Origin of the sequence: Anabaena sp. UHCC 0451 (assembly GCF_034931405.1) — a bacterium.
Classification (GTDB): domain Bacteria; phylum Cyanobacteriota; class Cyanobacteriia; order Cyanobacteriales; family Nostocaceae; genus RDYJ01.
In genome coordinates this window covers 24,846-43,773 of record NZ_JAYGHA010000021.1, presented here as the reverse complement: position 1 = coordinate 43,773, position 18,928 = coordinate 24,846, and the positions used below count along the sequence as shown (strand labels likewise).

Here is an 18,928-nt window from a genome sequence, read left to right as displayed (position 1 = left end):
ACAGTACAGCTAGTACCGCTTCGCAAAAGTCAAAAGTCAAAACAAATACAGAGTAAGCTTTTCAGAGATTGGGAATGGTTGGTTTATTTCCGCCGTGCTGTACTAGTTTGACAAATATGGGGTAGTGAGTTTTCATTATGAAGATAGAGCCAGATAAAAAAATACAGAATGTTAATCCTGTCTTTGAAGAACTTTTTTCCCAAGTTTCACCAGAAATAGCATCTACCTTTACAAAAGAGCAAATTGCAGCCATAAAAAATGGGTTTCAACGATATGAGTGGCATGAGCATCCTATAGAAATTAGAATATCTGTTCCTATTCCCCTACTACGTTTTTATTTGGTGTTATTGGCAGGTGAAGAACGTCGTTCAAAACAACGGTTACAATATGAAAAAAGCCTATATCCTGTTTGGACTTTTGGCAATATTTTATTTTTAGCATTTTTATTTTTTATTATCCTTAGTGGTACTATATCTACACTATTTGTAGTCAAGTCTCTAATTCCTGATAAGATTAATTCTGTTTTTCCTGCCTCAATACCTTGGATAAATACTCAAGACGAGTGTGAAAAATCCAATAGAAACTGGAATGAAAACAAGTGTTGGGATCAGGAACATAGTCCTACTTTTTAAATCATATTTGTCCAAAGAAAATAACAAACAAAATGGCTAATAAATCCACAAAACCTACAGGTCTAAATAATAATCAAAAAGACTATTTTGATCAGAAAATTTTAGCTGGTATTCCTGCTCAAATAGTCGCAACTTTTACTGATGCTCAATTGACAGAGTTAAAAAGAGTATTTGTAAAGCGCGTTAGTAATTCATCTGCGGTAGATATGAGACTTTATATTCCATTTTTTAAACGTAGATTTTATCTAGTATTATTAATAGGTAAAGAAAAACGTTCACAACAACGGTTAAAAGATTCAAAATTTAAAATCCTAAATGGCTTTTTACAGACAATGTACACTTTAACTATAATTAGTCTTATACTCAGCAGTCTCTACATAATAGAGAGAGAATTGAAAATAAATATTTTTCCTGATCACCAAATTCTAAAAGTTAGAGAGTCTTTAAAATAGAATTCTGGAATTGAATATACAGCAGATTGGTAAGATAAAAATCCCCCATTTCCCGCATAATTTGGGGTTCTGGGTATTAGATTTGTCAACGTTGAGAGACTTATCAAGCAGGTTCTACTTCTCAACTTAAAAGTGTAGAATTCCTCCGTTATTGCTGACTCTTGCATTCTGCTGTATCTATATTTAGGCAAAATCAATCTCTAGTATTTTAGTATACGAGTTTAACCTGATTTCTCAATATTTCTCTATCTAATGGAGGAATAAAGATACAGACAATAAATACTAAATAATTAAATATTCCGATCACCTGACGAACTTAAATAATATATTCCTTCGTTGATATCTGACAGCGAGGGATTTTTTTTATTATACCAACACAGAATTTTCAGGAGGAATTAATCTATCTTCAGGAGGACTTGATAAATAGCTAATAAATATTAAATATTAAATAGCCCGATTACCCTACCGGACTTTAGCTCCAAACCCCTTCTTGTTATTAATCGTTCAGGAGGGGGCTTTATTAAATCAGTTATTAGTTATTAAATGTATACCTATGGCACGCTACTTATTCATCTCATCACCTCTTTTACAGATAGATAAGAGGCTTCTGCTTGTTAGCTAAAAACCTCTGTTGATAAATCTTAAAAAAAGCTTGGTTTTGTGGAACTGGCTTTCACAGCTTCCTGGTTAAGGGTAGGTAAGATGCCTTACCCCACAAGAATCAATTAAATATTTCTTTTGATTGGCAGTCCCTAAGACAGTGGTTTATCCTTAATGCTAGTGACACAAAAATTAATGTGGGAACGGATAGCCTTTTCATAAACTCCTGTTTGTGCTGTGCGTACCCCTATATGTTGATATATCAAGTTAATCTCTGGAAATTCACACCAATACATCAAAAAAACGTCTTTAGATGGAGTAGTAATTTCATAATTATTCTCTTGTCTTTTCTTCTTGAGTTTACAATTATTTAGTTTGAGTTTTTGTCTAAATAATTGTTCAAATTCGGGAATTAAATTTGCAGTAGTTTCCATAGCTTGTACGTGTTTAAATGTGCAATTAAATAAATACCATTTTGTGATATTGCTAAGTATGATACTTTAGCTACCTATCTAAACATAGTATATCATCTGTGGGGAAGTTTAAAATTTGAGCTTCTTTTTTTCCTGCTCAGAGTGCGCCAAGAGCATGAACAATAACAAGACAATATACAGCAGAATTCAGGTATCTGTAGGGTTTTATCAGTGCTAAACCAATTGTGTAAAATTTTTACTAAATTTTTGTTTTACATACCATTCTTAATGTATCTTTTTATTTATAAAATCTTAAGAAATATTTAAGATTAAAATTACTAGATTTCCCGTGTGGTCATGTCACTTTTAGTTAAAACTTAGTTATAGTAATTTTTCAGTCTACATTCCCCATGACTATCAACCGCCGTCAATTCCTGGCTAGTTTGGGATTAAGCACCTTGGCAACGCAAATTTCTCCAGTGATTGCCCAAAGTCAAATTTCACCACCAACCACCATCAAAGCACCACGGTTAAAAATAGGTGACACCATCGGCTTAGTTTCTCCTGCGGGTATTATTGAAGTCCAAGATATAGAAAAGGCCAAGCAAACTTTTACAAACTTAGGACTAAATGTGAAAACAGGCGTGCATATTTTAGACCGTGATGGCTATTTAGCTGGAACAGATATCAACCGTGTCCAAGATATTCATACAATGTTTGTAGATAAATCTGTAAAAGCCATTATCGCCATGCGTGGTGGTTGGGGTTGTAATCGAATTTTACCTTTACTTAATTATCCTCTCATCCGTTCTCATCCGAAAATTATCATCGGATATAGCGATATTACTTCTTTATTATTAGCTATTAATGCTCGTAGTCGCTTAATTACTTTTCATGGTGCAGTTGCTACTTCTACCTGGAATCAATTTACAATTGATTACTTTAAAAGTATCTTATTTAATGGGGAAAAATTAACAATGGAAAATAACACCACACCAGAAGGAAAAATAGAAATAATTACACCAGGTAAAGCTAGAGGTAAATTAATTGGTGGTAATTTATCAGTTGTCACTGCAATGCTAGGTTCTGCTTATTTGCCATCATGGTATAACAATATTTTATTTTTAGAAGATATAGGCGAAGATATTTATCGAGTAGACAGAATGCTAACGCAGTTAAAAAATGCTGGTATTCTCAATCAAATTGCCGGTTTTATTTTTGGACAATGTACAAATTGTCAAGCTTCAGATCAACCTTCGTTTACATTAATGCAAATATTACAACAACATATCAAACCTTTAAATATTCCTGCTTGGTATGGTTCTATGATTGGTCATATTCAGAATAAATTTACAATACCCGTGGGTTTAGAAGTAAAAATAGATGCTGATAATGGCACAATCACAATGTTAGAATCGGCTGTAAATTAAACATTAATTTTTGATAAATTTACATCATGTTGAAATTTTTTGCAGACAGAGGTGGTACTTTTACTGATATAGTTGCTCTCACTAATAATCAGTCCATCATAGACAGACTATCACATTATACAGAACGTTTTTTTATTGTTCCTCTGTTTAAGGAGGAATGGTTGATAGTCTATAAATTATTGTCAGAAAATCCTGAACAATACGCAGATGCAGTTATTCAGGGAATTCGGGATATTATCGGACTTTCTGCTCATGAAGCTCTCCCCTATCAAACCATAGAAGTAGTCAAAATGGGAACAACAGTAGCTACAAATGCACTGTTAGAAAGACGTGGTGATAGGGTAGTTTTGCTGATTACTAAAGGTTTTAAAGATGCCTTGAAAATTGGCTACCAAAATCGCCCCAATATCTTTGCTAGGCAGATTATTTTACCTACCATGCTTTATGAACAAGTAATTGAAGTAGATGAAAGATATGATGCTCAAGGTAATGAATTAATACCTGTAAATATTGAACAAATAAAACAGGATTTACAAACAGCTTATAATACAGGAATTAGAAGTTGTGCCATTGTATTTATGCACAGCGATCGCTATCCTAAACATGAACAACAAGTAGCCGAAATTGCCCAAGAAATTGGATTTACACAGATTTCCATATCCCATCAAGTAAGTCCATTAATGAAACTTGTAAGTAGAGGCGATACAACCGTTGTTGACGCTTATTTAACTCCTATACTCCGTCGTTATGTTAACCAAGTATCTAGTCACTTATCCCACGTCAAATTAATGTTTATGAAATCCGATGGAGGATTAACCGATGCAGCAAAATTCCAAGGAAAAGATAGCATTTTAAGTGGTCCAGCCGGTGGTATTGTCGGTGCAGTGCAAACTAGCAAAAGAGCAGGTTTTGATTTAATTATTACCTTTGATATGGGAGGAACAAGTACGGATGTTGCTCACTTTAAAGGAGAATATGAAAGACAATTAGATTCAGAAATTGCTGGTGCGCGGATGCGAGTTCCCGTATTAGCAATTAATACCATCGCTGCGGGAGGTGGTTCAATTTTATTTTTTGATGGTTCTAGTTATCGTGTTGGACCAGAATCTGCTGGATCAAATCCAGGACCAGCTTCCTATCGACGTGGTGGACCATTAACAGTCACAGATGCTAACGTCATGTTAGGAAAAATTCAACCTCAATATTTTCCCGTAGTTTTTGGTAGTAAAGGGAAATTACCTCTAGATAAAGAAATAGTAATTCAGAAATTTACACAATTAGCAAAAGATATTGCATCTGTCACCGGAAATTATCAAACTCCCGAACAAGTAGCATCTGGTTTTATTTCTATTGCTGTCGAAAATATGGCAAATGCTATTAAAAAAATCAGCCTCCAACGTGGTTATGATGTCAGTCAATATGCACTTTGTTGTTTTGGTGGTGCAGGTGGACAAGTTGCTTGTTTAATTGCTGATACTTTAGGGATGAAAAAGATATTTCTGCACCCTTTCGCAGGTGTTCTTTCCGCCTATGGAATGGGTTTAGCTGATGTGAGAGCTACCAAAGTAATAGGAGTAGAACAACCTTTAAATCAAACACTAATTCCTCAATTACAGCAATTAATGGCATTTTTGAAAATTGAAGCACGGAAAGAATTAGATCAGGAAGAAATCCACTTAAAAGAGGAATTAGTTAATAAACTAAATTTGAAATATGAAGGAACTAATTCAATTTTAACAATTGATTTTAATATAGATGTAGCAGTAATAAAAGAACAATTTGAAAATGAGCATAGATTACGTTATGGATTTATTCAAACAGAAAAACCCTTAATTATTGAATCTATTTCTGTAGAAGTAATTCAAAAAATGGATACTCCTGAAGAACCTGTTATCATGCGTCAACGTTCTTTAGATGAAAAACCTCAACCTGTAGAAGTAGTTCAGATGTTTACTGCTGAAAAATGGCATAATACACCAGTTTATATTCGGGAAGATTTACAACCAGGAGATTCTCTAAATGGTGCTGCAATTATTATTGAAAAGATTAGTACCATTGTAGTTGAACCTAATTGGAAAGCAAAATTAACTGAACGCAATCATTTAATTTTAGAACGTCTTATTTAGTGATATTTCTAATGAATGTAATTAATGCTAAAATAAACAAATAACTACTTGGTATCATATCATGATGATTACTCAAGAAATAGTATCTGAAAAAAACATCTCTGAAGAAGAGGTGATTTTCCCACCTAGCGACTTATATAGTGATGAACCTCCAGTGGAAACAGAACTACATCTAGAGCAAATTATGCTCTTAATAAAATGCCTTAAATGGTTATGGAAAGATAGAAATGATTTCTATGCAACGGGAAATCTGACAATTTACTATAGTCATAACCAGAAGAAAACAGAAAATTTCCGGGGTCCTGATTTTTTTGTTGTCTTAGGAACTGATCGCAAAACGCGTAAAAGCTGGGTAGTCTGGGAAGAAAATGGTAAATATCCTCATGTAATTGTCGAAATTCTCTCACCAACCACAGCAAAGACCGATAGAGAATCTAAAAAAGAACTTTATCAAGAAACTTTCCGCACACCGGAATATTTTTGGTTTGATCCCTATACATTAGAATTTGCCGGTTTTCATTTAGTAAATGGTAAATATCAACCTATAAAACCCAATGAAAAAGGATGTTTGTGGAGTGAACAATTAGGTTTATATTTAGGAATTCATCAGGGTTTATTGCGTTATTTCACACCAGGAGAAAATTTAGTTCCTACACCTGAAGAAACAGCAGAACGTGAAACTCAACGAGCAGAACGTTTAGCAGCAAAATTGCGGGAATTAAATATTAACCCAGATACAATTTAAAAAATAATTGAAAAAATGGGTTGGGTTTCCTTGCGTCAACCCAACCTAAAATTAATTTTAATTTTGAAATTAACAATGTAAAAAATGTACACAACATCTCAACCAGATCCCGTCCGGTTAGAAATATTCAAAAATCTCTATCAATTCATCGCCGAACAGATGGGAATTGTTCTGCAAAATACAGCAGTATCAGTCAATATTAAAGAACGATTAGATTTTTCTTGTGCTATTTTTGATGGGTCAGGTTTATTAGTTGCTAATGCTCCTCATATTCCCGTACATTTAGGCTCAATGAGTGAAAGTGTCCGCAGTTTAATTGATGCTCAACGTGAGAATATCAAACCAGGAAATGTTTATTTATCAAATAATCCCTATAACGGGGGAACACATTTACCTGATGTCACAGTTATTACCCCCGTCTTTTTAAAGAATAACGAAATTATTCCCAGTCCCCAGTCCCCAGTCCCCAGTCCCATATTTTATGTTGCTTCCCGTGGACACCAAGCAGATATAGGTGGTATTACTCCCGGTTCTATGCCTCCACATAGTACAACAGTAGCAGAAGAAGGGATTATTTTTGATAATTTTCTCTTAGTAGAGCAGGGAGAATTTCAAGAAACAGCAGTGAGAAATCATTTGTTAAATCATCCCTATCCTAGTCGAAATCCTGACCAAAATATTGCAGATTTTAAAGCCCAAATTGCTGCTAATAACCGAGGAGTTCAAGAACTCGGTAAAATGGTCAATCAATATGGATTAGAAACAGTTCAAAGCTATATGCAGTTTGTTCAAAATAATGCAGAAGAATCAGTTAGAAGAGCAATTGATGTTTTGAAAGATGGCTCATTTATTTATGCAATGGATAATGGCGCAAAAGTTCAAGTTAAGGTAACAATTGACCGAGAAAATCGTAATGCAAGAATTGATTTTACTGGTACATCTGCACAATTAAATAGTAATTTTAATGCTCCGAAAGCTGTCACTCAATCCGCAGTGTTATATGTGTTTCGGACTTTAGTTGATGATAATATACCCCTGAATGCTGGTTGTCTCAAACCTTTAGAAATTATTATTCCTGAAGGTTGTATGTTAAACCCCAATTATCCCGCAGCCGTAGTAGCAGGAAATGTAGAAACTTCTCAAACTATTGTTGATGCTTTATATGGTGCTTTGGGTGTGATGGCAGCTTCCCAAGGAACTATGAATAATTTCACTTTTGGGAATCAGCAATATCAATATTATGAAACCATCTGCGGTGGTTCTGGTGCCGGCATTAATTTTGATGGTACTGATGGGGTTCATACCCACATGACTAACTCCCGCTTGACTGATCCTGAAGTTTTAGAAACCCGTTATCCTGTACAAGTGGAAAGCTTTAGTTTACGTCCCCATAGTGGAGGAAAAGGAAAACATCCTGGAGGTGATGGGGTAATCCGTCGCATTAAGTTTTTAGTACCGATGACTGCGAATATTCTCTCTGGACATCGCTTAGTTCCTCCCTTTGGCTTAAACGGTGCAGAAGCTGGACAGCTAGGACACAACTGGGTACAACGCCAAAATGGCACTCAGGAGATTTTAGGTAGTACCGCAACTGTTGAGATGCAACCAGGAGATATTTTTGTGATTGAAACGCCCGGAGGTGGGGGTTGTAGTTAATTAGTCTAAAAAGCAAGCGGTAGCTTTTTTCTAGTTGTGGTTTGTAGCTTGGATAACTTCTTACTTAATCTCTATGTTTAGTAAATAGATACAAGTCCCATGATGGGTCAGTTTTCAGTTATCGTGGTTTATTGTTCACTGTCTCTTGCATCCGGCTTTTTGACTCTCAACTAAAGCCCTATATATTTTATACTTTTTGCAGGAAATGTTTACTGTTTGTCTTTGTCTTGTTAGTTACTATCCCGGTTGCGTCGTTTTTAACTAGTGTCAGTTCAAAAACTGTCACTCTCTACACTAGCTATTTGGTGTCAAAAGAGATATTCTTATTAAATGCAAGGAGTGATACCACTTCATTCATGTTTGTTACAGGTTATCCTAACAGTGCTTTCCCTAATAGCAATGTCGAGGATTACAAACGTTACATTACAGAGTGAAGTGGTATAAAGTTATACGGGGGAGTGCCTGAGTAAGCGAAAAGGACTCAGGCGCTTTTTCGTGTATAAAGAATTAATCGTTATTTTTCTGGTATCAATTTGTTGGTTTTTAATCTTACTGCCAAAGATGGGAAAATACAGGGCTAGAGCCAGGAAGTAGATAGCGGTTTGGCTGTTTTTGTGGTTAAATCAGAGATATAAATCAAAATCACTGTTGTTGCTGAAGCCAGTGAAATACAAATGAATGCTGAGGATATTAAACGGCGTTATGCCGCTGGAGAGAGATATTTTTTATCTGCTCAGTTAAGTGGAATCAAGTTAATTGATGCTTATTTACCTGGTATCAATTTATGGGGAGCAGATTTAAGTGCAGCTAATCTTGCTAAGGCTAAACTTTGGGGTGCTGATTTAAGCAGGTCCAACTTAGCGAATGCTAATTTGACAAAGGCTAATTTGTGCGGTGTTAATCTCTCTGAAGCTAATCTTCGAGGTGCTAAACTTCACTATACTAAGTTATATGGTGCAAATTTAACGGGTGCTTGTTATGATGAAAGCACCAGCTTTTCCAGGGGTTTTGACCCTGTGAATCATAATATGCGGAAGTTTTAGGGCTTGCTAATAGCGTAGCGTCAGCCAGAGAAAGTTTTTTTGTGATGAGCTAGAATTCAGGGGTCAGAATTAATTTTTCCCACCATCTCCCCAGTCCCCTGTTACCTTATCTACCTTCTGAAACTAATCTTCCTCTGCTGCTGGTAAAGGAAAGGTTTCTCCAGCTAAATAAGCCGGAAAATTCTTTTGGAAATACAACCAAGAAGTCATATCTTCCCCTTCCAGAAAAGCAGTTGGTGCTTGCTTATATAAAGGAAGACGGTTATTAATTTCCGCTTGTAGCAGTGGAGGTAATTCTGTAAAACCACCCACCTTACTACCCGTAGCACTATAGATAAGTTGTCCTGGCTGTTCTCCCATCTTCATCCAAGGCAACCATTGACCAATTCTATCCCAACTTAATTTTAGTTCTGTGACAGAATTCAGTTCTGAGTTCAGTAAATCTGCACTCTTGACGGTGATTTTAAACAACTCAGCTGCTTGATAAATTTGAGATGGACAATAGGCCGCAAACTTGGGATCTTCTGCCAAAGGGTTGGGATAATGTGGAAACAGATCAAATACAAAGGTAGTATTTTCACCTTCCACTTCCACTGGTAGCTTACCTTTAAACTTACCTTGCACCGGGCTGTTAGCAACGTGCATCACGGATACAGTTTCCCCCGTCCAAGGATTTTCCCATTTTCGCACAATCTCATCTGACTCTGGGTTCAGGTAATAAGTTAGTTCTCTAGAAGTAAAATCCCAACGACCTTCAGCAGTGAGAATACACCGACTAGCACTCATGCCAATGATTTTAAATAATATTTGTCGCTTTTCTCCAGGTATAAAGCTATAAATTTTACCCGTCCAAACCAGAAAAGTAGATTCATTAGCATCGAGGGAAGAGCGAGTTTTAACCCATTGTTGGGCATCAACTTCCTGAATGTGTGCGACCATATAATCATTTTCTCCTGATTCTGATTAAATTAATTTTTTTCTAATTTTTTTCTACCAAAGTCCAGAAATAGCCATCTGGAGCAACAAAAGAAAAACTCATTTCCCCAAATTCATTATTGACAATCTTAGTAAATTTCTGGACATTACTTCTCTGAATTCGGTCAAAATAAGTTTCTATTCCCTGTACCCGGTAAGTGTAAAGGCACATACCCAAACTTCCCGGTTGGGCAAATCTAAAGCGTGATTCTAAGGGGATGTTCTCTGGAAAACGCACAATATAAAGTCTACCACTGCGTGCTGTCATTAAGTCAGTTCGAGAAGAACGAGGATCATCAAAAGCTGTAACTATAAATTTTTCCCCTGGTTGGAGTTCAAAAAAATCCCTTCCTGCAAAAGAAGATTCATAAGTAGTTTCTACATCATCCCGCACACGCAACAAACCTAAAACCTCTTCATAAAACCGCAGGGTTTCTTTGCTGTCGTCTTGAACAATTAACCCCAGATGGGTAAACTGGCTTGTGCTAAACGCTGCATCATGATTGATTTTGCCATAATGGGGCATAACATAACCAAAGCGTTGAAATAATACCTGTCGTGTCAGAGGTTGTAGCAGTAGCATTTCTCTGACTCCCATCGCAGGTGCTAAGAAAGGACGGCTTTTTTGTTCTTTTTGATAAATGACTTCCCAGTATGGGTAAGTATAGCGGATTGTTTCACCAGCGGTTTTGGCATTTTCGGCGTGGTTTAAAATCCCTAGCAAGTCAGTAGTTAAAGCAGTAGTCCAGCGATTACCTTTGACTTTCATGGAACTAATACCCAAACCTTGATTTGTGGGATTTTGCCAACTCATCAACCTGATTAAACCATGATCTGCATCTTGGTGATCAAGACGAACTGCTTGTAATGGGGAATTTACCCCATATAATTGATCAGCCGTCTCTGCGTTTAATTCTCCCACTTCCCCAATGCGATAACCAAACTGTTGCCAATATTGAATTGCTGAAATTGGTTCTATAACGCCGATGCACACTTCATAAATACCTGCAATTGTAGTAATTGTTTCTTGAGTCATAGCCAAATCAAATTTTATCTATTGTCTTTATTTTGACAACTTTTTGCAAATTTGTAGTAGTCAGATTTTTAAAACTCTAGACTAACATTGTTATGAATTAAATATATTTTTCGATGAAAAGGATTTTTTTATATTAAAGCGGGCAAGATGCCCGCACTACAAAAACTAAAAATAACATAGATAATTAAAACAAAAATACAAATTACTGTAAGTATTCAGCTATAGCAATCGTTCATACCCAGATCCCCGACTTCTTTGATTTATGGTGTCCATAAATGATAAATTGCTCTGGTGAAGTCGGGGATCTTATTGCCTTATCTGAATTATTACAAATTACTTAACCTTGTATTCGTGTTCAAAATCTATCTGTGCATCCATCAATAAGGATCAGAATCAAATTTTCCCCGTTTCACACTCCTGAGATAATAACCTTTGGAAGGGATGTTATTTAAATCAAATGTCTCATCTCTAGGAACTCTCCAAATTTTATAGTCATGATATGTCAGAGGACTTCCAGATTGACAAACTTCTGGTGGGTGATCTCCTAGCACAAAATAAGCAGCACCTTTACCTATAACCTTAGCAATTCCATATTTATCCACAAGTAAAGATGTTTCTTCACTAATCGCTATTCCTAGCGCATTTGCAGATACACCATCTTGAATTTGACGGGCAATAAAAACCATAATTCTCCCCATTCTTTTGCGTTCATCAAAATGGGTATCAATAATAGTTTTGCGTAAATATTTCCACTGGAATAAGTTATAAGTAAAGGTAATATTGCGATAGGGATCATCAAGTGCTTCTTTGGTTTCAATGCTATCTTCACAAGCGCAAGAATCATAAACAAATTCACTTTGAATCATTGCCCCTGCACTAGTACCACCAATAGCACCACCTTTATCATAAACTGACTTGACAGCAACTTCTAATTTAGTGTTTTTCCAGTTGCGAATATATTCACATTGATCACCACCAGCAAAGAAGATGACACCAGCATTTCTGACTTTATCAAAAATATCTGTTCTGTTAGCTTCTTGTCTGTTGCTAATGATTAAAGTCTCTACATAGTTTACTCCTATCATCCGATAAATTAACTGATTGTAATCATCGTTACCAGCAGCGCGAATAACTAAAACATTTACCTTTGTATTGGACTTAGAACCACCTCTGACTTGATTAATCATCCACTGAATAGCGTCATCAACATCTGGACCACCTCCACCCAAATTATGCACAGGACCGGCTAATAAGGGTAATTTATAATTTGTTTTAGCTGAGGGAGGACGGATATCAGTGGTGATGTCTTGCCAGTATCGCTTCAAGTTTGCTTTCAGACGGTTTATGATCCGGTTTACCATCCTCAACAGGTTGGTTTTTGCATTCTTCAAGCGCCTGGCTAAATTTGGGAATGCTTTTGTCATAGTTACCTTTTGGCGCAAACAGCAATCATATTAACTTTCTCATCAACAGGGGTGAAATTCCCAGCGTATAGACTTTGTAGTGTTTTTTTACGGCAAAAAATGCAGAGTAATGATTAATTCTAGATGCTACTCTGCAAAAACCTCAGTTTTCATCTGTATTTAATTACCAATCAATTTGCGATCGCTCTTTTAGCACTCTTTCATATACCGCTTCTGTTCTTTTGGCTAATTTCGGCCATCGAAACCGTCGTTCTAAATCTTGATATGCGTTATCTACTAACCATTTTCGATAACCTGAATTTTGCAAAACTTCTAAAATTCCCCATGCTAAAGAATCAGGATTATTGACTTTCGTGACAATACCTGTTTTTGTATGTTGAACTACTTCAGGAAAACCACAAGTATCAGAAACCACAACTGGTACTCTAGAAGCAAAGCCTTCTAAAGCCACAATTCCAAATGGTTCATAAAGACTAGGAAAAACTGCACAGTCGGCAATGGTTTGAAATTTATCTAAGTATTCATCAGAGAGAAAACCAGTAAAATAGCATTTATCCCAAATTCCTAAATCCCAAGCTTGCTGTTTCAGATGCTCAGTATTCCCACCGCCAACTATCACAAATTTAACGTAACCCCCCATTTCCCAAAGTATTTTGGGAGCGGCATTAAGTAATACAGATACGCCTTTTTCATAAGTCATCCGTCCCAGGTAATAAACAATTTTTTCATGATCTGCGGCAAATTGGCGACGAAAATCTTGAGCATGAAAATCTTCGTGATGCTGTTTTTTTTCTGGACGAATACCGTTATAAATAACATCTATTTTATTTCCCGGACTATGTAAAGTTCTGACTACTTCACCTCGCATATATTCAGTACACACAATGATGCGCCAAGCATTATAAGTTAGTAACTTTTCTTTACCACTAATATAGCGTTGCGTGTCATTGTAGATACCGTTGTAACGTCCATGCTCTGTGGCATGGATGGTAGCAATTAAGGGAATTTTAAAAGTATGTTTGAGAGCGATCGCTGCATCCCCAACTAGCCAATCATGAGCATGAATAATATCAAACACACCTTCTGACCTGATCAATTTACCACCGTGATTTCCCATGCTCTCATTTAAATTCACGACCCAGTGCAAAAAATCGTTACTATTTTCTACTGGTACTCGATGAACATGAATACCCTCAATTACCTCATACAGAGATGCTTCTTTAACTTCAGGTGTAATTACGTAAATATCATGCCCTAGCTTGACCAATTCCGGGTATAACTCTCCCACATGACGGGCAATTCCTCCGACGATTCTTGGCGGAAATTCCCAACTCAGCACTAATATTTTCATTGACTTAACTCTCCGATGATTTACAAAAATTTAAAAAACTAAAAAAAACTACATTGATATCAAAATAATAAGTGTGCAATTACCATGAAAGTGATTACGAAAATTCTGTAATTTTTTAATTTTTTAAGAGTTTTTTGGATCAAGCTTATCAGAGTAGTCAACGTTAGGGAACTATTTGTGATTTTGGATTTTAAAATTCCCGAAGAGTGTAATTTGTATAGATGATGATTATTTTTCAGAAGTAGCTTTGGGAAGACAAAAACCTTTACCCAAACCGCTGTCACAACTTTTCAATTCACAAAGCGAGCAGTATTGAGATGGGGAGTAGGGGAGTAGGGGAGCAGGGGTGTAATTTCTGCTTCTAACTCCCTGACTCCTGCTCTAATTTTGATCTAACCGCAGCACTGCCATAAAAGCTTCCTGAGGTACATCCACCGTACCTACAGATTTCATGCGTTTTTTACCTTTGGCTTGTTTCTGCAATAGTTTTTTCTTGCGGCTGATGTCTCCACCGTAGCACTTAGCCAAAACGTCTTTCCGCAAAGCAGGGATGTGTTCACTGGCAATCACTTTACTACCAATAGACGCTTGAATGGGTACTTTAAATTGATGACGTGGGATCAGTTCTTTGAGCTTCTCAGCCATTGCTCTGCCAACATTATAAGCTTTATCTCTATGAACAATCATCGCCAAGGAATCTACGGGATCACCGTTAATCATGATATCCAACTTCACCAAAGGATTTTCCCGGTAGCCGATGATATGATATTCCATACTGGCATAACCACGAGAACGGGATTTCATTTGATCAAAAAAGTCAGTCACAACTTCCGCTAAAGGCAATTCATAAGTTAGCGTGGTGCGTCCTTGGGTGAGATATTTCATATCTTTGAAAATACCCCGACGGTTTTGTGACAACTCCATCAAACTGCCAACATAAGTTTCTGGAGTAATCATTTCTACCTTCACGTAAGGCTCTTCAATTCTTTCCCGGTCATTGGGAGCAGGTAAGCGGCTAGGATTATCAATGTATAGTTCTTCTCCCTTGTTAGTGATCACCTTATAAACCACAGAAGGCGCTGTAATAATTAAATCTAGGTTATACTCTCGCTCCAACCGTTCTTGGACAATTTCCATGTGCAGCAAACCCAGGAAACCGCAGCGGAAACCAAACCCCATGGCGCTAGATGTTTCTGGTTCGTAATGCAGGGCTGCATCATTAAGTTCAAGTTTTTCCAGAGCTTCCCGCAGATCTTCAAATTGATCCGCGTCTATGGGGAACATCCCACAAAATACCATTGGGTTGGCTTCGGTGTAACCAGGTAAAGCTTCTGTGGCTTTGGCTTTGGCTAGGGTAATGGTGTCTCCTACTCGTGCATCAGCTACAGCCCTAATTGATGCAGCTAAATAACCCACTTCTCCAGCGTGTAGTTCTTCAACTTGCGTTTGGTTGGGAGAAAGAACACCTAACTCATCAATTTCATATTCTTTGCCCGATGCCATCAAATAGATGCGATCGCCCTTTTTCACACTACCATCCATCACCCGGAAATAAACAATTACGCCCCGGTAACTATCATAGTAACTATCAAAAATCAACGCCCGTAAGCGTTCATCTACGGTGTTAGCTGCTGGAGGTACTCTCTCCACAATAGCCTCTAAAATCTCAGGAACACCGATTCCCTCCTTAGCAGAAGCCAAAATTGCCCCACTGCAATCTAAACCGATAATTTCTTCAATTTCACCAATTACCCGCTCTGGTTCAGCCCCTGGTAAGTCAATTTTATTTAAAACCGGGATAATCTCCAGATTATGCTCCAGCGCCAAATACACATTTGCTAAAGTTTGTGCTTCTACACCTTGAGAGGCATCGACAACCAACAAAGCACCTTCACAAGCTGCCAGACTACGAGACACTTCATAGGAAAAATCTACGTGTCCAGGAGTATCAATAAGGTTAAGAACATACTGCTGACCATCTTTAGCAGTGTAGTTCATCCGGGCAGCTTGCAGCTTAATGGTAATGCCGCGCTCCCGTTCCAGATCCATGTTGTCGAGAAACTGCTCTTTCATCTGTCGGTTCTCTACAGTACCAGTGACCTGTAGCAAGCGATCAGCGAGAGTAGATTTTCCGTGGTCAATGTGGGCAATAATACAAAAATTGCGAATGCGAACTGCGGGAACGTCAGTCATATACTATCTTTGCTTGAGCAGCAACCAAAAGTGAAAGCTATTTACTTAATGTATTTTAATGCTTTCTTAGCCAAGACAGTCTGAAAATCAAAACTCTAACATTAAGCTGCTTTCACATAAGAAAGTTCGTTTGTGGACTCTTCAGAAATCCCCGGTTTTCTAAACCGGGGAAGCTCCAGTATTCAGGACAACTGATTCTATAGACAGGTGAATATTTGAGAAAAGTATGAAACTCTATTTATAGCTATCGGTATTTGTATTGATCCAGAAAGGAGACGTACAATAAAGATAAATTAAGTACACAGTAGAAATCATGAACAATTTTACAAACACAACCTTTAGAGTCATTTAAAACTTGACCTCTTAGTTTGCTACTATTTCGCATAGCTATCTAACTGTACTTTTTGATTTAATCAGTGAAATAGCCGCTATCGTCAATCTAACTGCTTGACATTTTTTGATAATAACATTTCAGAACCTTTAAACCTATGAATATGCAAGAAAAATCTACCAATGCGGAAAACATACATCCCGACAAGGTAGAAATCGCTGTTCGTTTAGACTCCGAGTTAATAGCCCAAATTCAGCATCTCACCAACGATCCTAGCAAGGTGATTGAAGTGGCGATTCGCCAATGGTTAAGGGGTGATATACCTAGAGATGATGAGTTAACACGTACACCAATCCGTACACCTGTTCCCCCCAGAGGTGAATGGAACGATTAATATCTCCAGGGAGGGGGAGATGGGGAGCAGGGGAGATGGGAAGCAGGGGAGCAGGGAGCAGGGGAGCAGGGGAGCAGGGGAGCAGGGGAGAATAACTTTAATACCCAATATCCAATATCCAATATCCAATACCCAATCCCCAATCCCCAATATCCAATCCCCAATCCCCAATCCCCTCTAAATGATAAAAAATGTAAAATTTAAGGCGTTAGATTCCAGAAAAGTCAAAAATACATAATCGCAAGTGTTAAAGCTGTAAAACTTTATGCCAAAATTTAATCAGCTTTAGTACAACTACGGTGGAAAGCAATTTGTCTATCCAACTCGATTAATGACTATTACTGCGAATACCCAATTGCCAAATTTATTTTCTCAGAACCTGGAATCTGTTAACCGCAGTACCGATGGCTTATTACCAACTCTTACATCTGAGTTGGTATATACGCAAGATGGTACTGGGTGTTATCTGACCTTTGATTGGCAACACAGCGAACTCCTAGACGTAGGGACTGAGAAAATAGTTGATGTGCTTAATAACAATGAAATCTTTACTCCGGTAGATAAAGTTGCCTATCTGGAAAGCTTGCACCGGATTTTAACAACTTTAGTTCCGGAAAGATTACAGTGCTGGTTTAAATGCAGTCAGCAGTTACTTGAGTTGGAGTTGACAATTACTCCGCTGATGCCGCAAGTAGGTCAAACCGCGACAATAGTTTTGGTGATGGGTAGGTTATTACCATCTCCAGTCAATGGTAAAGCAGTGAATAAGGGGGTAAAAACGCCTTCACCACTAGAGTTGGCTTTACAATCGCGTAGCGTGCCGCAGTTATCGATACAATACCAAAAACTATTAAACAAAATTACCAGAAATATCCGCCGGACACTGGATTTAGATATTATTTGGCAGCAAACAGTTGACAGTTTAGGAAAAATTCTCAAACTGGAGCGTTGTATTATCTGTCCTTATCAGCCCCTGGCTACAAAAGTTCAGGTAATCGCAGAATATCACCAAGCAGAATTAGAGCCGCTGCTAGGTTCAGAAATAGAGATATCTTCTGAACCTGCCTTTGTTCAGGCTTTGGCAACTCTAGAACCAATAGTGATAGAGATGCCGATCTCCCAAAATTCTCAGCAGCAAAAATTTTTGTTGGTTGCGACTAGTTATCAAGACCAGGCAAATGGTTTAGTGGCTTTGAGTTTAGACAATGAATACCAATTATTAACAGAAACGGAAAGAGAATTAAGTAAAGAGTTAGCAGATCAGCTGGGAACTGCGATCGCTCATGCTACCTTATACAAAGAACTAGAAGACGCAAGACAAAAAGCTGAAGAAGCCTCCCGCTTAAAAAGCGAATTTCTCGCCAACGTATCCCACGAAATTCGTACCCCCCTTAACGGCATGATTGGCTTTTTAAAGCTGATTTTAGAAGGGATGGCAGATGATCCCGAAGAACAGCATCAATTTGTATCTGAAGCTCATCAGCTATCAATTCACCTGCTGAATATTCTCAATGACATCTTAGACATTGCCAAAATCGAAGCTGGCAAAATGGAGTTAGATTGCTCACCAGTTAAACTAAATGAGCTATTCGGTGATGTAGAAAACTTTACCCGTCCCCAAGCGGAGATGCGAAACCTCAGCCTACAAATGCAAATGCCTGTTACCTCCGATGAAATTATCGTTCAAGGTAATTACCAACGGTTGTTACAAGTGATGCTCAATTTGGTAGGCAATGCCCTGAAATTCACCCATGAAGGTGGAGTCACCATCAGCGCCGATTTAGTTGTCAAAAAAAGTAAAAGTAAGTCTAGTAAACCACAAGCACCCGGCATGGTGAAAGTGCGGGTGGCAGATACTGGAATTGGTGTTTCCTTAGATAAACAAGACAAACTGTTTCAATTATTCTCCCAGGTGGATGGTTCTCGCACTCGCCATTATGGTGGCACGGGTTTGGGTTTAACCATATCCCAAAAACTCATAGAGGCCATGGGTGGTGAGGTACATTTCTACAGTTTGGGTGAAGGACTTGGCTCAACTGTCACCTTCACAGTCCCACTTTATCAACAACCGGTGTTGTATTCCCCTAGCGAGTGTGAGATAGAATCTCAAAATTGATTAAAAGGGAA

General features: G+C 37.6%; 15 protein-coding genes. 9 read left to right on the top strand and 6 right to left on the bottom strand.

Annotated features, from left to right (window positions below; translation table 11 throughout):
- Nucleotides 1-137: 137 nt before the first annotated feature.
- Together VB694_RS15650 and VB694_RS15645 are read left to right on the top strand one after the other, a co-directional pair.
- Nucleotides 138-632 (top strand): hypothetical protein, encoded by a 495-nt coding sequence (locus VB694_RS15650; protein WP_323361251.1) that lies wholly within the window; start codon nucleotides 138-140, stop codon nucleotides 630-632.
- Between the two features lie 32 nt (nucleotides 633-664).
- The gene (locus VB694_RS15645) at nucleotides 665-1,084 is read left to right on the top strand and encodes a hypothetical protein (RefSeq protein WP_323361250.1); all 420 of its coding nucleotides are present in this window, start codon (nucleotides 665-667) and stop codon (nucleotides 1,082-1,084) included.
- Nucleotides 1,085-1,836: 752 nt separating this feature from the next.
- Here the strand turns inward: VB694_RS15645 and VB694_RS15640 are convergent.
- Complete coding sequence (locus tag VB694_RS15640) at nucleotides 1,837-2,118, bottom strand: hypothetical protein (RefSeq protein ID WP_323361249.1); 282 nt, start codon at nucleotides 2,116-2,118, stop codon at nucleotides 1,837-1,839.
- Nucleotides 2,119-2,507: 389 nt separating this feature from the next.
- On the opposite strand from VB694_RS15640, the gene VB694_RS15635 reads away from it, so the two are divergent.
- The 5 genes from VB694_RS15635 to VB694_RS15615 all read left to right on the top strand — a co-directional run bounded on the left by VB694_RS15635 (nucleotide 2,508) and on the right by VB694_RS15615 (nucleotide 9,097).
- On the top strand, nucleotides 2,508-3,527 hold the full coding sequence (locus VB694_RS15635; RefSeq protein WP_323361248.1) for an LD-carboxypeptidase: 1,020 nt from the start codon (nucleotides 2,508-2,510) through the stop codon (nucleotides 3,525-3,527).
- 26 nt (nucleotides 3,528-3,553) lie between these two features.
- The gene (locus tag VB694_RS15630; RefSeq protein ID WP_323361247.1) at nucleotides 3,554-5,653 is read left to right on the top strand and encodes a hydantoinase/oxoprolinase family protein; all 2,100 of its coding nucleotides are present in this window, start codon (nucleotides 3,554-3,556) and stop codon (nucleotides 5,651-5,653) included.
- Between the two features lie 61 nt (nucleotides 5,654-5,714).
- Complete coding sequence (locus VB694_RS15625) at nucleotides 5,715-6,398, top strand: Uma2 family endonuclease (RefSeq protein ID WP_323361246.1); 684 nt, start codon at nucleotides 5,715-5,717, stop codon at nucleotides 6,396-6,398.
- 84 nt (nucleotides 6,399-6,482) lie between these two features.
- Nucleotides 6,483-8,054, top strand: a complete 1,572-nt coding sequence (locus VB694_RS15620; RefSeq protein WP_323361245.1) for a hydantoinase B/oxoprolinase family protein — start codon at nucleotides 6,483-6,485, stop codon at nucleotides 8,052-8,054.
- A 674-nt stretch (nucleotides 8,055-8,728) separates the two neighbouring features.
- Nucleotides 8,729-9,097 (top strand): pentapeptide repeat-containing protein, encoded by a 369-nt coding sequence (locus VB694_RS15615; RefSeq protein WP_323361244.1) that lies wholly within the window; start codon nucleotides 8,729-8,731, stop codon nucleotides 9,095-9,097.
- A gap of 123 nt (nucleotides 9,098-9,220) precedes the next feature.
- On the opposite strand, the gene VB694_RS15610 is transcribed toward VB694_RS15615, so the two are convergent.
- From VB694_RS15610 to lepA, 5 genes are all read right to left on the bottom strand, one after another.
- A complete protein-coding gene (locus tag VB694_RS15610) occupies nucleotides 9,221-10,036 on the bottom strand; it encodes a DUF1838 domain-containing protein (RefSeq protein WP_323361243.1) in 816 nt (271 codons plus the stop codon).
- Nucleotides 10,037-10,076: 40 nt separating this feature from the next.
- Nucleotides 10,077-11,108 (bottom strand): VOC family protein, encoded by a 1,032-nt coding sequence (locus VB694_RS15605; protein WP_323361242.1) that lies wholly within the window; start codon nucleotides 11,106-11,108, stop codon nucleotides 10,077-10,079.
- A gap of 377 nt (nucleotides 11,109-11,485) precedes the next feature.
- On the bottom strand, nucleotides 11,486-12,532 hold the full coding sequence (locus VB694_RS15600; RefSeq protein WP_323361241.1) for a cyanophycinase: 1,047 nt from the start codon (nucleotides 12,530-12,532) through the stop codon (nucleotides 11,486-11,488).
- Between the two features lie 163 nt (nucleotides 12,533-12,695).
- A complete protein-coding gene (locus VB694_RS15595; protein ID WP_323361240.1) occupies nucleotides 12,696-13,883 on the bottom strand; it encodes a glycosyltransferase family 4 protein in 1,188 nt (395 codons plus the stop codon).
- Between the two features lie 381 nt (nucleotides 13,884-14,264).
- On the bottom strand, nucleotides 14,265-16,076 hold the full coding sequence (gene lepA / locus VB694_RS15590; protein ID WP_323361239.1) for a translation elongation factor 4: 1,812 nt from the start codon (nucleotides 16,074-16,076) through the stop codon (nucleotides 14,265-14,267).
- Between the two features lie 488 nt (nucleotides 16,077-16,564).
- Between lepA and VB694_RS15585 the strand changes: the two genes are divergently transcribed.
- Nucleotides 16,565-16,801 carry a hypothetical protein gene (locus tag VB694_RS15585; RefSeq protein ID WP_323361238.1) on the top strand — a complete coding sequence of 79 codons (237 nt, stop codon included), beginning with the start codon at nucleotides 16,565-16,567 and terminating at the stop codon, nucleotides 16,799-16,801.
- Between the two features lie 331 nt (nucleotides 16,802-17,132).
- On the top strand, nucleotides 17,133-18,917 hold the full coding sequence (locus VB694_RS15580) for a sensor histidine kinase (protein WP_323361237.1): 1,785 nt from the start codon (nucleotides 17,133-17,135) through the stop codon (nucleotides 18,915-18,917).
- Nucleotides 18,918-18,928 lie beyond the last annotated feature (11 nt).